The sequence below is a fragment of the Photobacterium sp. GB-36 genome (genome assembly GCF_003026135.1).
In the GTDB taxonomy this organism is placed as follows: Bacteria; Pseudomonadota; Gammaproteobacteria; order Enterobacterales; family Vibrionaceae; genus Photobacterium.
In genome coordinates this window covers 1-14,666 of sequence record NZ_PYNY01000014.1, presented here as the reverse complement: position 1 = coordinate 14,666, position 14,666 = coordinate 1, and the positions used below count along the sequence as shown (strand labels likewise).

Annotated in this window: 12 protein-coding genes; 5 read left to right on the top strand and 7 right to left on the bottom strand. The window is 38.1% G+C overall.

What is annotated here, in order from left to right; all coding sequences use genetic code 11:
• Positions 1-21: 21 nt before the first annotated feature.
• Together C9J46_RS13250 and gap are read right to left on the bottom strand one after the other, a co-directional pair.
• The gene (locus tag C9J46_RS13250) at positions 22-894 is read right to left on the bottom strand and encodes a D-hexose-6-phosphate mutarotase (RefSeq protein WP_107291027.1); all 873 of its coding nucleotides are present in this window, start codon (positions 892-894) and stop codon (positions 22-24) included.
• Positions 895-1,134: 240 nt separating this feature from the next.
• The gene (gene gap, locus C9J46_RS13245) at positions 1,135-2,130 is read right to left on the bottom strand and encodes a type I glyceraldehyde-3-phosphate dehydrogenase (RefSeq protein ID WP_105059727.1); all 996 of its coding nucleotides are present in this window, start codon (positions 2,128-2,130) and stop codon (positions 1,135-1,137) included.
• Between the two features lie 333 nt (positions 2,131-2,463).
• Here gap and msrB point away from each other — a divergent pair, with 333 nt between their 5' ends.
• On the top strand, positions 2,464-2,850 hold the full coding sequence (gene msrB / locus C9J46_RS13240) for a peptide-methionine (R)-S-oxide reductase MsrB (RefSeq protein WP_107206098.1): 387 nt from the start codon (positions 2,464-2,466) through the stop codon (positions 2,848-2,850).
• 141 nt (positions 2,851-2,991) lie between these two features.
• Here msrB and C9J46_RS13235 read toward each other — a convergent pair whose 3' ends face one another.
• Positions 2,992-3,765, bottom strand: a complete 774-nt coding sequence (locus C9J46_RS13235; protein WP_107206099.1) for a DUF2989 domain-containing protein — start codon at positions 3,763-3,765, stop codon at positions 2,992-2,994.
• 313 nt (positions 3,766-4,078) lie between these two features.
• Here C9J46_RS13235 and C9J46_RS13230 point away from each other — a divergent pair, with 313 nt between their 5' ends.
• Complete coding sequence (locus C9J46_RS13230) at positions 4,079-4,378, top strand: YeaC family protein (protein WP_107206100.1); 300 nt, start codon at positions 4,079-4,081, stop codon at positions 4,376-4,378.
• Between the two features lie 2 nt (positions 4,379-4,380).
• On the opposite strand, the gene C9J46_RS13225 is transcribed toward C9J46_RS13230, so the two are convergent.
• From C9J46_RS13225 to sppA, 3 genes are all read right to left on the bottom strand, one after another.
• A complete protein-coding gene (locus C9J46_RS13225; RefSeq protein WP_107260126.1) occupies positions 4,381-5,064 on the bottom strand; it encodes a glutathione S-transferase family protein in 684 nt (227 codons plus the stop codon).
• Between the two features lie 147 nt (positions 5,065-5,211).
• Positions 5,212-6,225: an asparaginase gene (gene ansA / locus C9J46_RS13220; protein ID WP_107206102.1), complete on the bottom strand. Its 1,014-nt coding sequence runs from the start codon at positions 6,223-6,225 to the stop codon at positions 5,212-5,214.
• A gap of 250 nt (positions 6,226-6,475) precedes the next feature.
• Positions 6,476-8,323, bottom strand: a complete 1,848-nt coding sequence (gene sppA / locus C9J46_RS13215) for a signal peptide peptidase SppA (RefSeq protein WP_107291026.1) — start codon at positions 8,321-8,323, stop codon at positions 6,476-6,478.
• Positions 8,324-8,566: 243 nt separating this feature from the next.
• Here sppA and C9J46_RS13210 point away from each other — a divergent pair, with 243 nt between their 5' ends.
• The 3 genes from C9J46_RS13210 (at position 8,567) to C9J46_RS13200 (ending at position 14,171) form a co-directional block, all read left to right on the top strand.
• The gene (locus C9J46_RS13210; RefSeq protein WP_107291025.1) at positions 8,567-10,579 is read left to right on the top strand and encodes an NADPH-dependent 2,4-dienoyl-CoA reductase; all 2,013 of its coding nucleotides are present in this window, start codon (positions 8,567-8,569) and stop codon (positions 10,577-10,579) included.
• A gap of 274 nt (positions 10,580-10,853) precedes the next feature.
• Entirely contained in the window at positions 10,854-11,987 is a 1,134-nt protein-coding gene (locus C9J46_RS13205) for a polysaccharide export protein (protein WP_255419027.1), read from the top strand.
• 27 nt (positions 11,988-12,014) lie between these two features.
• On the top strand, positions 12,015-14,171 hold the full coding sequence (locus C9J46_RS13200) for a polysaccharide biosynthesis tyrosine autokinase (RefSeq protein ID WP_107291024.1): 2,157 nt from the start codon (positions 12,015-12,017) through the stop codon (positions 14,169-14,171).
• Positions 14,172-14,241: 70 nt separating this feature from the next.
• On the opposite strand, the gene C9J46_RS13195 is transcribed toward C9J46_RS13200, so the two are convergent.
• Entirely contained in the window at positions 14,242-14,565 is a 324-nt protein-coding gene (locus tag C9J46_RS13195; protein WP_233217756.1) for a hypothetical protein, read from the bottom strand.
• Positions 14,566-14,666 lie beyond the last annotated feature (101 nt).

Sequence of the window (14,666 nt, the reverse complement as noted above, 5' to 3'; positions counted from 1 at the left end):
TTGCCCGTGGTTCGTTTCTAATTAACGGCTAGAAATCGTTGTCGCTAAAGTATGTGACTGTTCAGGCGCTAGCTCAATACTTGGTTGGTGGATTGTTGATTCCACGCATACCATAGTTTCAAAACTATTATCAGCCATATCACCCATACTAATGGATAGAGCTTGCCAAGGGTTCCAAATTACAGCAGCATTGTGACCTTCGTTAGTGACCAAAATTTCACGATTATTGTTTTTATCATTAATCGTGATAGTGGCTTCTGGCTGAGTATATACACGATCAGTTTCGCTGTTGAAGGTCAGTGTAGAACCTCCTTCACACGCTTTACCTTGCTGTGTGCTATCAAGGTAGTTTGGCCCCATTCCTGTAATATCAATATCGTTAATATTGGCAATATCGAAGTAAGTATGCAATGCGCCGCTGTATGACCATGGTTGATTGTCGGTATTAGTCGATGTCAGGCTTACTTTGAGTTCTTGACCAATTTCAAACGTTAAGACGTTTTTAAACTTATGCGGCCAAATCGCATAGGTTTCTTCATTATCTTCCAGTGCTAGGCTGACAATAACGCCGTTTTCATTTTCACGGTGTTCTAATAATGACCACTGCGATGTGCGGGCAAAACCATGAGATGGGGTACCAGCTTTACCAAACCAAGGCCAACAAATTGGAATACCGCCACGTACCGCTTTTGACTGATCAAAAATGGCCTTTTCACTTAACCAAATAATGTCTTTTTCACCTTGTGGTTTAAACCATAACAGGTGGCCACCATGCAGTGAAATTCCAGCTTCAGCAAGAGGGTGGATCACTCGAATGATATTAATCCCTTGATATTCACAAACTGTGACGTTGTCGGATAAAGCGTTAACAGTAGAAAGTTGACGTAGGTTCATCTTCATTCCTTAAAAGTTAAAAGCAGGAAGTGCTTATTTGTTTAGCGTTTATTCGTGCATTAAACATTAAGCAAAAAAACACTTATTTTTCGCTTTAAAATATCAAAAAATATGAAAATTAATTTGTTAAAGCAGTGAAGAGTTCTGATCGTTTTTTGTATTGTACTAGATATAAAAAAGGCGCCGCAAAATGCGCCGCCTTTTTAATTGCTTTCAAAGAAAGCGAGCTAATTGCTTACATTACTTAGAGATGTGAGCGATTAGGTCTAGAACTTTGTTTGAGTAGCCGATTTCGTTGTCGTACCAAGATACAACTTTAACGAAGTTATCAGTTAGTGCGATACCAGCTTTAGCATCGAATACTGAAGTTTGAGTTTCGCCGATGAAATCTTGAGAAACAACTTGATCTTCAGTGTAACCAAGAACGCCTTTTAGAGCGCCTTCTGATGCTTCTTTCATAGCAGCACAGATAGCTTCGTAAGATGCACCGTTCTTAAGGTTAACTGTTAGGTCAACTACAGAAACGTTAGCAGTTGGTACGCGGAAAGCCATACCAGTTAGTTTGCCGTTTAGCTCAGGAAGAACAACACCTACAGCTTTAGCTGCACCAGTTGATGATGGGATGATGTTCTGAGAAGCACCACGACCGCCACGCCAGTCTTTAGCAGAAGGACCGTCAACAGTCTTCTGAGTAGCTGTAGTTGCGTGAACTGTAGTCATAAGACCAGATTCGATACCGAACTTGTCGTTAAGAACTTTAGCGATAGGCGCTAGACAGTTAGTAGTACAAGAAGCGTTAGATACGATATCTTGACCTGCGTAAGTGTCTTGGTTAACACCCATAACGAACATTGGAGTTGCGTCTTTAGATGGACCAGTAAGAACAACTTTCTTAGCACCAGCAGTGATGTGCTTACGTGCAGTCTCGTCAGTTAGGAAAAGACCAGTTGCTTCAGCAACAACGTCAACGTTGATTGCATCCCACTTAAGATCTTCTGGGTTACGTTCAGCTGTTACACGAACAGTTTTACCGTTAACGATTAGGTTACCGCCTTCAACTTCAACAGTACCGTTGAAACGGCCGTGAGTTGAATCGTACTTAAGCATGTATGCCATGTACTCAACATCGATAAGGTCGTTGATACCAACAACTTCAATGTCGTTGCGCTCTTGCGCTGCACGGAAAACAAAACGACCGATACGGCCGAAACCGTTAATACCTACTTTAATTGTCATTACAGTTGCTCCACAACTTAATTTCTAATGAAAGATAACTGGTAGTAAAATTACATAATACTACGTGACCCTGCAAGCAAAAAAATCGTTTATATTGCTTAAAATCAAAAAAAAGATCGGATTTAATTTACATTTCGACTACAACGGCGGTAAATCATACAAATACTGTGTGATTTAACAGCGGCGTAATTTTCAATTTTATATCGCTGATAAATACATTAGACGGTTTTTCTTTAAACTGTGAATTTTTAAAACAGCCATATGTGTTACAGTCTTTATAAATAAAAAATATATTTTGAAAAGTAATATTGAGGGAAAGAAGGGAAGGGTGTGATGAAAAATAAACCTGATACTTATTGGCAAGAGAAATTATCAGCAGAGGCTTATCAAGTTTGTCGACAACAGGCAACTGAACCTCCCTTTAGCGGTACGCTTCTTCATAATCATAAAACAGGTGTTTATTCATGTGTCTGTTGTGATTCCCCACTGTTTTCTTCAGCGAATAAGTATGACTCAGGGTGCGGTTGGCCTAGCTTTGATGCGCCTATTGATAACGATTGTATCACTTATTTAGAAGATAATAGTCATGGCATGCAGCGCATAGAAATTCGCTGTAAGCATTGTGATAGTCATCTTGGACATGTTTTTACTGATGGCCCACAAACAACAGGTGAACGTTACTGTGTTAATTCTGTTTCTCTAATTTTTGCAGATGAATAAAACGTATGAGTGACGGTAATATTTAATTATTTACCGTCGCTGAAATAAATATCTAAAATATAACGCTTAAAATTAAATAAGTTTAATGATTAAATCTTGTATGTATCAATTATAAAATTATTTGATATTTGCAATAAAATTTTAATTAATCATTTTTCGTTCATAGCTGCCATTTTGTAAATTATCTAAAATATTGACTGCTTTTTTATTTAAAACCTTCTGTTCATCTTCTGTTAATAAAAATAAGCTGGCGATATTTTTGGCCTCGACTACAGGCATATTCATATCATTAGCAATTAATACCCAGATATAAGCTTCCTTCAGTTTTTTTTGCTGCTGAGATAAGGTTGCCAATGATTTAATAATATCTTGGTTTACTGTTTCATTTTTCTTATAGAGTGAAAGTGCATGATGCAGTAATTGATAGGTTTTATCCTTATCTTTGCTGATGTAGTAGCTGGCAAGCGCAAGCTGAAGATCCGGGGTTTCTAACTCCTTTTTACCTTCGAGAGCGAGAAATTGTTGTTGTGCTTGTTCATCACCTTGACTCCAACGGTAGTAAATAATCTCTGGATCGGTCGACAACGATAGCTCTTTGTTTAGGCGTGTTACATTGTTATAGCTATCGTAGAGTGCGTTCATACGAATAGTCTTTCGATCTTTTAGCTCTGTTGGTTCAATACGAGCGGCATATTCCAAGCAAAAAATGTACTTTTGCGTCGCTTCAAGCTCTTTAAATTTTTCTTGGTCGGTTGGATTTTTCAACACATCATAACGTTGCCAAATTAATCCTGTTCGTTGAATACGACATTGACCATCATTGACGTTGAGCTGGGTACACAATTCAGGATAACTTTCACATAAGCTATCTGTGGTACGGTGTCGTTCAAAACAGCCAGTTAATAATAAGCTCATACTGATCGTTGTGATAAGACGTTTAGTACTGTTTAAGAGCAACCTTGTCGGCACTACTCTTTTTGATGTTTCTATAATTGCGGAGTAATACGCCATAGTGACCTACATGTTGGTTACGAATAAGGATAAATATAACGATGTCATTTGTTGTTATCGACGGATGATCTCGAAAATGGTGAATTTATTTTGATAGAGCTATCAACCTGTGATCGCTATTACAGTTTGAGGGGAAAGCGTTGACTGTTATTACGTATTTTATAAGCTACAGCGATGTACTTAAACAAGCCTGTTAGTATCAAAATGAGGAGTGGATATGGATGTGTCGCAATTATTGAAGGCTATGACGCCAGAAGTTTTTGAGCGGATATCAACTGCAGTAGAAACCGGAAAGTGGCCTGATGGTTCAGTATTAACGGCTAATCAAAGAGATTCTGCTATGCAGGCTGTGATGCTTTATCAGTCTCGCCATAATAGTGATGCGCAACATATGACGGTTGCAGCCGGTGGCGAAATAAAATTTAAGAGTAAAGCTGAATTAAAACGTGATTTTGCGACTCAAGGGACTCTTGGAAAGTCGCCAGAGATAGCTCGCTTTGAACATGATGATATCTAACATTAGACTTTATCATGCAGGTTAGGCCATATCATAGCTTCGCAATAGAAACTTTGTAATTGATGATCTTCTTCTGACACAATATTGGCTATCCATGGCTCTTGCTCTATACGGTGTAGATAGTGGTGTAGAGTAGGATAATGGGGTTGCAATCGTAGCCCTGCCATCCATCCCGTTCTAAAAATACTCCAGATACTTATTTCAGCCATTGAGAAATGATCGCCAACATACCCTAGCTCGGGGAGTTGCTCTTCAAGGTAATTCAACACATTAGGAAGATGATGAGTAAGGCATTGAGCCACTGCTTCTCCATCACACGACTTATCTTGCATTTTATCGCGCAATACTTTTTGGTAAAACAAAACGCCACCGAGTAATGACGTGACACGCGTTGCAGCATAAGCTTCAAACCAACGAATTTTCGCTCGTTGTTTAGCGTCGCCCGGATAAAGTGGGGGAACGGGGTAGGTATCGTCAAGATAATGGGCAATAACGGTTGAATCAATGATTGTTGTATCGTTATGTTCAAGTACAGGGACTTTTCCCATTGGATGGCGTTTGTGCGCAAGCTCTTTTTCTAAAAAGGGGTTGAGAGGTTGGAGTTCATAACGTATCCCTTTGTAATTAAGTGCCAACATGATTTTTCTGACGAAGGGCGAAATAGAGGCACCGTGTAAAATCATCATTGTTTCAACCCATGAAGGTAGATTGCTATTAGCTGTAATTGTAGTTCGGTTGGAAAATTTTGGGGGAGTGGTGTTTTTATTTTATGATAGCTAAAAATAAAAAAGAGCCCGTTCGGCTCTTTTCGTTATAAAACAAGTACTGCTAACTTACAAGGTTAACTCACCACGGAGATCTTGCTGCATCAGCGTGCGCATTGTTTCTATCGGTAAATCTTGGCTGAGTAAGTAATGTAATTTAGCCAATGCCGCTTCAGGTGTCATATCATAGCCACTTAGCACGCCAGCATCTGCTAGCGCACAACCCGTTGCGTATCCACCCATATTAACTTTACCTGATAAACATTGGGTTAAGTTCATGACAATCACACCGCGACTCGATGCTTCTTTTAACTGATCAAGCAGCTCTTTATTTTGAGGCGCATTACCTACGCCAAAAGTCAGTAGGATCATCGCATTTACAGGTTGGCGTAGGGTATTACGTATAACCTCTGGTGAGATCCCTGGATACATGGTGATCACACCAATAGGCTGTGGCGTAATGGTGTGAACTTTAAATTCACCGTTCGGTTTTTTGTTTAATTCCGTTCCGCTATTAACGGTTATGTTAATGCCTGCTTCTAATAATGGTGGCAAGTTTGGTGAGATAAACGCGCCAAAACCATCGGCATGAGCCTTAGTACTGCGGTTACCACGGATCAGTTGGTTGTTGAAAAATACGGTCACTTCATTGATCGGGTAATTAGCCGCAATGTGTAACGCATTCAATAAGTTGCTCTGACCATCAGAGCGAAGTTCAACTAACGGGATTTGAGAACCGGTGACAATGACAGGCTTATCTAAATTTTCGAACATAAAAGATAAAGCAGAAGCGGTGTACGCCATAGTATCTGTGCCATGAAGGATCACAAAACCATCATACTTTTCGTAATTATCTTTTATATCGTCAGCAATGCGTTGCCAATCCGCAGGTGTCATATCTGATGAGTCGATTAAAGGTGAATACTCATGGATAGTGAACTCAGGCATTTCTGGGCGATGGAATTCTGGCATGCTAGCTAATTGCTTTTGCATAAAACCTGATACAGGAATATAGCCATGATCAGATTTTTGCATACCAATGGTGCCGCCAGTGTAGGCGATATAAATATGTTTTCTTTCCATTTTTAAGCACAGAGTTAACGGTTGGTGTGCGCATTATACGCAAACTGTATGAAGATGCGAGTTAAGCGATTTTTAGAGTGATACTTATTGCATTGAAATGTGAACTAAGATTGATGTGCTTATCTTTTGAGTTATTGCGGTTTTTATCACTAATGTTGATTGGCTGGCTTATTTAAGCGTTTATGCATAATAAAAAGCTCGACATATCGCCGAGCTTTTTAATTATTGGTTGCTGATAACGTTTTTGTTACTAGTTAACGGTGCTGCAATTTAAGCAGAACGCATAACGACCATTAGGATCGTTAAAGTTACTAAGAGAAGTCAGATCTTTTGCAACTTTAGTCACTGGCGCTAATGCATTTGGTGTGTCACCAAGAACCATTGCCACAACCTGTGCTTTTACTTCACCTGACATTTCTTTAAAGAATTGCTGGATAGGAGAAAGAGGCTGTTGCATCCACACCAATTGGTAATCATCTACTTTAGCGAGCGACACCGCTTCCGTTATTGCAGTATCAAAGTCACCGAGTTCATCGACTAAACCACGTTCTTTCGCGTCCTTACCTGTCCATACTCGGCCTTGGGCAATTTTATCTGCTTGCTCAAGTGACATATGGCGGTATTTGCTGACTAAACCAATAAAGCGCTGGTAGCCATTATCAACCCCAAGCTGGAAAACTTTGCCGACATTTTCAGGTAGAGCACGTGTTACGCCGACACCTGAGAAAGGAGTCGTTCCCACCCCATCACTGTAAACGCCTAGCTTTTCTAAGCTTTTTTCAAATGTGGTTAAAATCGCAAAGATACCAATAGAGCCGGTGATCGTTGTTGGTTGTGCGATAATTTTATCGGCACTTGAAGAGATCCAGTAACCACCTGATGCTGCAACACTCGACATCGAAACAACAACAGGTTTCCCCGCTGCTTTTAAGGCATCGACTTCATTACGGATCACTTCAGAAGCAAAGGCGCTGCCTCCTGGGCTATCGACACGTAAGATCACAGATTTAACATCGTTATCAAAGCGAGCTTTGCGAAGTAGTGCTGCAATCGTGTCACCACCTGCTGTACCTTGACTACTCTTGCCATCAACAATGGCGCCACTTGCAACAACGACAGCTACTTTGTTATTGGATGGTTGTTGATCATCAACCAGCATCGATAAGTAATCGTAGTAGCTGATCTGTTTAAAGCTGTGCTCACCGTTATCACCAAATTCTTTGATTAAGATTTGGCTTAATTGAGGACGGGTTATCAACTCATCAACAAGACCCATTTTTTTACTCAGTTGAGCAAAATCGCCATTAACAGCAGTGAGTTGTTCAACAAAGCTGTTCATTTCAGGCGTCAATGATTTAGCATCGATATTGCGGTTTTTCGCCACATCGGAGGTATAAGCATCCCATAATTGATCTAACCAAACCGTATTGGCTTCTTTCGCTGCGGCTGACATGCCATCACGGATATACGGTTCGACAAATGATTTGTAAGTACCGACACGGAAAACGTGAGTAGTGACATCTAGCTTTTCTAATAATGTTTTATAGTAAAGCGTATAGGTGCCATAACCCGTTAACATGATACCGCCATCAGGTGACATAAAGATCTTATCGGCATAACTTGCAAGGTAGTATTGGCTTTGGCTGTAATGACCGCCATAAGCATAAACAGGTTTACCGGATGCTTTAAATTCTTGAATGGCTTTTGCAATGTAACGTAGTTTTGTCAGGCTCGTTTCTGGCATGTTTTTAAGATTTAATACAAGGCCAGTGATAGAGCTATCGGTAGTTGCAGTGCGGATGGCTTCGACAATATCGAATAAAACGTTTTGTTCAACAGGTGGTTGCCCCATCACATCACTAATAACGTTATCTAATGGATTATCATAGTTTTTCTGCTCAACAATCGGGCCTGATAGGTTTAGTACCAGCGCCGATGCTTCTGGCTTTTCAGCGTTATCATCGTTATCACTAAAAGCAAAAATAATGGCACCTACAATCAGTAGGAAAATTAAGTTAAGAATAAACTTACGGGCAAAGTTGATTAACTTCCAGATTGTTCTGAAAAACGCTCCAATCCCTTTGAATATGGCTTTCATGGATGCTCTCTTTAATGATTCTTGAGACATATCGTATCGTACTCATTAACTAATTTCAGTAAATTTACTATTAAGAAGAGATATCAAAACAAGGTATTGAATAAATAGCCGTGTTGTTAGTCATCCAAGGCATAAGAAAAGTGCGCGAAAGCACAAATGTTAACTTAATGTAAACAAATGTTTGAAATGGCATAACAGGGTTAATATACTGGTCAGACCATAATAAAAAGAGAAGCAAAAGCCATGGACAATAAAGCATACCCTCATTTGTTAGCGCCATTGGATCTTGGTTTTACTACCCTACGAAACCGTGTGTTAATGGGCTCTATGCACACAGGGCTTGAAGAATCACGAGATGGATTTAAAAAATTATCTGCGTTCTATGCCGCACGTGCGCGTGGTGGTGTAGGACTAATTGTCACTGGCGGTTTCTCTCCCAACTTTCGTGGGCGACTACATCCGTTAAGTGCTGAATTTAGTTCATCACGTGCAGCTCGGGCACATAAAAACATTACAGATGCAGTACATAATGAAGGTGGAAAAATAGCGCTTCAGTTACTACATGCTGGGCGCTATGCAATGTCGCCTTTTGCAGTGAGTGCCTCTGCTATTCGTTCACCTATTTCTAAATTCACCCCAAGTGAAATGTCTGAACGTCAGATTTTAAAAACCATCAATGCTTTTGCAAAAAGCGCCGAGCTTGCTCGCGAAGCTGGCTATGATGGGGTTGAACTGATGGGATCAGAAGGCTATCTGATTAATCAGTTCATCTGTCAGCGTTCGAACTTACGTTATGACGATTGGGGCGGGAGTTATGAAAATCGAATTCGTTTCCCACTAGAAATTGTGAAAGCAGTTCGCGCGCGAGTTGGACGTGACTTTATTATTATCTTCCGTCTTTCAATGCTGGATTTAGTTGAGCAAGGCAGTACTCATGAAGAAGTGGTAATGCTTGCAAAGGCTCTAGAACAAGCTGGTGTAACCATTTTAAATACCGGCATTGGTTGGCATGAAGCACGTGTTCCGACGATTGCCACGCAAGTCCCACGTGCCGCATTTGCTTGGGTTACAGAAAGGCTTAAACAAGAAGTCTCTATTCCTTTAGTTACTTGTAATCGTATTAATACCCCACAAGTGGCTGAAGATATTCTATCGTCAGGGCAAGCTGATATGGTATCGATGGCACGACCGTTCCTTGCCGATCCTGATTTTGTCGAAAAAGCCGCGCAAGATCGCGCTGATGATATTAATACCTGTATTGGATGTAACCAGGCCTGTTTAGATCATGCTTTTGTTGGTAAACGTGCGAGTTGTTTAGTTAACCCTCAAGCGTGTTATGAGACCGAACTGGTATTAACCTCGGTAGCACAAAATAGAAAAGTGGCGATTGTTGGAGCTGGACCTGCTGGAATGGCGTGCGCTGTTGCTGTTGCAGAGCGAGGTTTTACCGTCGATGTATTTGAGAAAAATGACCACGTTGGTGGGCAATTTAACCTTGCGATGCAAATACCAGGAAAAGAAGAGTTTAAAGAAACGATTCGTTATTTTACTCGTCGTTTAGAACAAACAGGTGTAAACGTAAAACTTGGTTATGCTGCAACGGAAGATGATTTAGCTAACTATGATGAAGTCATTATCGCAACGGGGGTTAAACCGCGTATTCCGCCTATTCCTGGCGTCGATAATCCTAAGGTTATCGATTATCAAACTTTGATTAGAGATAAAGTACAGTTAGGACAAAAAGTCGCTGTTATTGGTGCTGGTGGTATTGGGGTTGATGTATCTACCATGCTAACCGAGCCTGAAAATCAAAATCTTGATCAATGGCTTGAAGAGTGGGGGATTGATAAAACATTGACTCATGAAGGTGGCTTATTACCGCATGATGAATACATTAGCCCGCGACAAGTATGGTTAATGCAGAGAAAACCGGGCAAAGTCGGTAAAGGTCCGGGCAGAACAACAGGCTGGATCCACCGTAGAACATTAGAAAAACGCGGTGTTGAACTGCTTGGTGGGGTTAGTTATGACAAAATCGATGATGCAGGTTTACATATTACTGTTGAAGGACAATCTCGAATATTAGATGCCGATAATATTGTACTTTGTACAGGTCAAACATCGGTTGAAGAACTGTCAGAAAAGCTCACTGAGCAAGGCATTAATGTTCATGTGATTGGCGGTGCGGATGTTGCCGGAGAGGTAGATGCTAAACGTGTAATTCGTCAAGGTGTTGAATTAGCTGCAAAGCTATAAACAGTAATTAAAGCATTATTGCTCCAAAAGGTGAGGTTTATATCTCACCTTTTTTATATTTTAAAAATAAAAAACTGTAAAAAGCTATTTAAATAGATTTATTACTATTTTTATTTAATTGTCATACTTATGTGTTTTTTTTGATTGTGGGTTATATTTCATTAATTATTATGATGTTGGTCATTAAAAGCATACATAAATACTATGCAATGAGTTTTTATGATTCTTATTTGGTATAATTGTTATCATTTATTGACTTATGAATATTTAAATAATGCCCTTCTATAGATGTAAAGCTTTACAAAATGTATGTTTAGTTGGTTTTTTTTGTCTGTTTTTTCTCTCCGGTTGCAGTATGCCTGGAATGCATTTGAATATAAAAAATAAAGAGATAAAAAACACTAAAAATGAATCTATTTTGAACAAGGTAAATATTTATTATTTAGATAGTAGTGTGATAAACAAAGTAAGAAAAAAAGAAGTAAAAGCTAAGACGAATGAACAGTTACAAACAGATATAAACAATTATAGTTATATTGTTGGACCCACTGATGTATTAAATATTACCGTTTGGAATCATCCAGAGCTAACAATTCCGCAAGGACCGGAACGTACACCTGAAGAGGCGGGTACTCGCGTGCATGCTGATGGGCGTATTTTTTATCCTTATGTTGGCTTTATTCATGTTGCAGGACACAAATTATCTTATATACAAAGTGTGTTAACAAAGAAGTTAGCGAGATATATTGAAATGCCACAAATTGAAGTTTCAGTGGCAGCTTATAAATCAAAACAAGTTTATGTAACAGGTTCAGTGAAGCTTCCTGGAGAGCAAGCTATTACAGATAAGGCATTAACATTATTGCTTGCTATTAATAAGGCGAGGGGTTTTAGTATTGATGCTGATTGGCATAATGTTACTGTAACAAGAAATAATAATGTTATTCATTTATCGGCTTACGATCTTATTCAAAACGGCGATTTAACTCAGAATATATTATTAAAAAATAATGATATTATACATATAGCTAATAATGACGATTTAAAAGTATTCGTAATGGGGGAGGTGAATAACCCCCAAACGCTTCAAATTGACCGTTCAGGAATGAATTTAACTGAGGCGCTCAGTACCGTTGGCGGGATTAATGAAATCAGTGCTGATGCTGAAGGTGTCTTTGTTATTAGAATAAATAAAGAGGATAAAGTTGCAGATATTTATCAACTGAATATGAAAAGTGCAGCAGCTATGATTATTGCCAATCAATTCGAATTAAACCCTCAAGATATAATCTATGTTACCGCATCACCAATGGGAAGGTGGAATAGAGTGATGGCGCAGGTTCTACCAACCATTACAAACTTTACCACACTAACTCAAGGTGTGGATTATTATACGGACCTTAAATAACATGATTAAATTAGGGATGAAATAAGAATGGATAGTAATAGTAATTTAAATCATGATGAGATTGATCTAATATATTTATTTAAATCAGTTCTTGAATCTTGGAAGCTAATTTTAAGTATCACGTGTTTATTTACTATACTAGGTGTGCTCTATGCGAAGTCAACACCTTTAACTTATCAAGCGGTAGCAAGACTACAAGTAGAGACACAGCATCAGCATTTAGATTTTCACGTGAATGATATTTCAAACTTATTTATATCACAGTCTACAGCAAATACAGAAATAGAGATTATTAAGTCTCGTATGGTGCTGGGGAGAACTGTTGATAATCTAAATCTAACTTTATATTCTTCACCCATATTTACGCCTATCATAGGTAAAAAGATAGCGTATTTTTTAGGTGATGTACCTGAGATTAAAGTTTCACTATTGATAACACCTGAAAATGATAATAAATCAAGTGGTAATAGAGGTGGTGAGTATATTGTAAAAATAAGTGATGCTAAGAAAGGGGTATACGATTTTTTTAATAAAAATAATGAACTGATTTTCTCCGGTGAAGTTGGAAAACTAGTAAATAAAAATGGATATCAGTTACTTATTTTACAGCTGAATGGTGAGGTTGGGCAGAAGTTTATCATTAAGAAACTTAATCGTTATAATACGGTATCATCTCTTAGAAAAAGCTTATCTATAAAGGAGTCTGGCCAAGACACAGGTATTTTACAGCTCTCATTAGTAGGTAGTAATCCTCTGCGGATGGAGACTATTTTAAATGATATCGCTAATAATGAGTTGGCACAAAATATCGATCATAATGCGCTAGAAGCAGCTAAAAGTTTAGCTTTTATAGAAAATCAGTTACCTGAAGTTAAAAAAGAGTTGGATATTGCTGAAAATAAACTAAATGCATTTAAAGTGTCTAGCGATTCTATTGATATGGATTATCAAGCTAAGTCGACACTTAATGTTTTAGCATCAGTTGAAAGTAAATTAATTGATTTGGGTTTCAAAGAGTCTGAAATATCTAAATTATATACCAAAGAGCATCCTGCATATGTTTCATTATTACAACAACAAAGGACACTACTAAAAAGAAAAGCTGAATTAGAAAATGAAGTTAGCGCTATGCCTAAAACAAATCAAAAAATAATTACGTTAAATCGTGATGTGATGGCAGCTCAACATATATATATATCGCTTATTAATAAAGTTCAGCAATTAAGAATAAGTCAGGAAAGTACAGTTGGTAGTGTAAGATTAATTGACTCAGCAGAAACGTCACCAATTCCAATTAAACCTAAAAAAGCCCTTATCGTTGTTCTCGCTACCTTACTTGGTGGGATGCTTTCTATTGTAATTGTTTTATTAAAGAAAACTGTTATGAGTGGTATTGATGATCCTCGTCAAATATCATCGTTAGGACTTCCTCTTTATGCAACTGTGCCATACTCCGTTAATCAAAGTAAATTACTTAAAAAAAGTAAAAGCAGTCGTGAATTTAATGAAGAGGGGATGTTACTTGCGTGTCTTTACCCTGATGACTTAGCGATAGAGGCAATAAAATCGTTACGAACAAGTTTATATTTTTCAATATCTACTGCGAAAAATAAGATAATAATGATTTCAGGTTCAAGTCCTGATCTTGGTAAGTCATTTTTATCGAAAAATTTAGCCATAGTATTTTCTCAAGCTAAAAAGAAAGTATTATTTATTGATACTGATATGCGAAAAGGAAAGAGTACTAAAGTATTTAATTTAAAAGGTAAAAATGGACTTTCTGAATATTTAAGTTATCAAGGTAATTTAGATGAAATTGTACAAAAAGCTAATGTTGATAATTTAGATGTTATTTCTTGTGGTTGTATACCCCCCAATCCTTCTGAGTTACTAATGGGAAATAGGTTGTCTGAATTAATGGACTGGGCTAATGAAAACTATGATATTGTTATTGTAGATACCCCATCATTATTAGCTGTGACTGATGCAGCATTAGTTGGTAAGTATGCAGGGGCTAATTTCTTAGTTGGTCGATTTAAAAAGACATCTATACATGAAATTGAAGTAGCAAAAGAGCGATTTAATCATGCTGGCGTAGAGATCACCGGCTTTATACTTAACTCGGTAGAGAAAAAAATCAGTAATACCTACGGATATTATAATTATAGTTATGTTGATAAATAAATATTTTTAACTAGCGAAGTCCTAAATATTCTTAATAAAGGATAAGATATTTATCTTATCCTTTATTATTTTACTCTACGGTTACTTTCATATATTTGATGTATGCATTTCTTAAACGTTGAGTGTTTGCTTTGAAGTAAGCAGGAGAAAGTCGGCCACGGTTCTCATATTGACGAACAATATTATGCTGAAGATCCGATGAAGTCCCTAAACCAGAGTTTAAGTTATTGTGGCTTTCACCGACGCGTGTTTGCAATGAGTATACAAACTGATCGATACCACGTACCTGAGCATAGTTAGGCTTCATATCACGCCAAGATGTTAATGGGATGGCAATACTAACGGCAACAAAGTCTTCATATTCATTATGTAGTGGTACATTAAATTTGGCCACCTACTCAGAGGTGATATCATCACCTCTTAACATGGATAGGTGACATCATGACAAAACGAACAAGACGATTATTTAGTGCTGAATTTAAATTAGAGGCAGCA

Coding starts and splice junctions, on each gene's coding strand:
- C9J46_RS13235 (WP_107206099.1), bottom strand. CDS start 3,765: ATGAGCTTATTATTAACTGGCTGTTTTGAACGACACCGTACCACAGAT.
- C9J46_RS13250 (WP_107291027.1), bottom strand. CDS start 894: ATGAACCTACGTCAACTTTCTACTGTTAACGCTTTATCCGACAACGTC.
- C9J46_RS13205 (WP_255419027.1), top strand. CDS start 10,854: ATGCCCTTCTATAGATGTAAAGCTTTACAAAATGTATGTTTAGTTGGT.
- C9J46_RS13225 (WP_107260126.1), bottom strand. CDS start 5,064: ATGATGATTTTACACGGTGCCTCTATTTCGCCCTTCGTCAGAAAAATC.
- C9J46_RS13230 (WP_107206100.1), top strand. CDS start 4,079: ATGGATGTGTCGCAATTATTGAAGGCTATGACGCCAGAAGTTTTTGAG.
- gap (WP_105059727.1), bottom strand. CDS start 2,130: ATGACAATTAAAGTAGGTATTAACGGTTTCGGCCGTATCGGTCGTTTT.
- ansA (WP_107206102.1), bottom strand. CDS start 6,225: ATGGAAAGAAAACATATTTATATCGCCTACACTGGCGGCACCATTGGT.
- C9J46_RS13210 (WP_107291025.1), top strand. CDS start 8,567: ATGGACAATAAAGCATACCCTCATTTGTTAGCGCCATTGGATCTTGGT.
- C9J46_RS13200 (WP_107291024.1), top strand. CDS start 12,015: ATGGATAGTAATAGTAATTTAAATCATGATGAGATTGATCTAATATAT.
- msrB (WP_107206098.1), top strand. CDS start 2,464: ATGAAAAATAAACCTGATACTTATTGGCAAGAGAAATTATCAGCAGAG.
- sppA (WP_107291026.1), bottom strand. CDS start 8,323: ATGAAAGCCATATTCAAAGGGATTGGAGCGTTTTTCAGAACAATCTGG.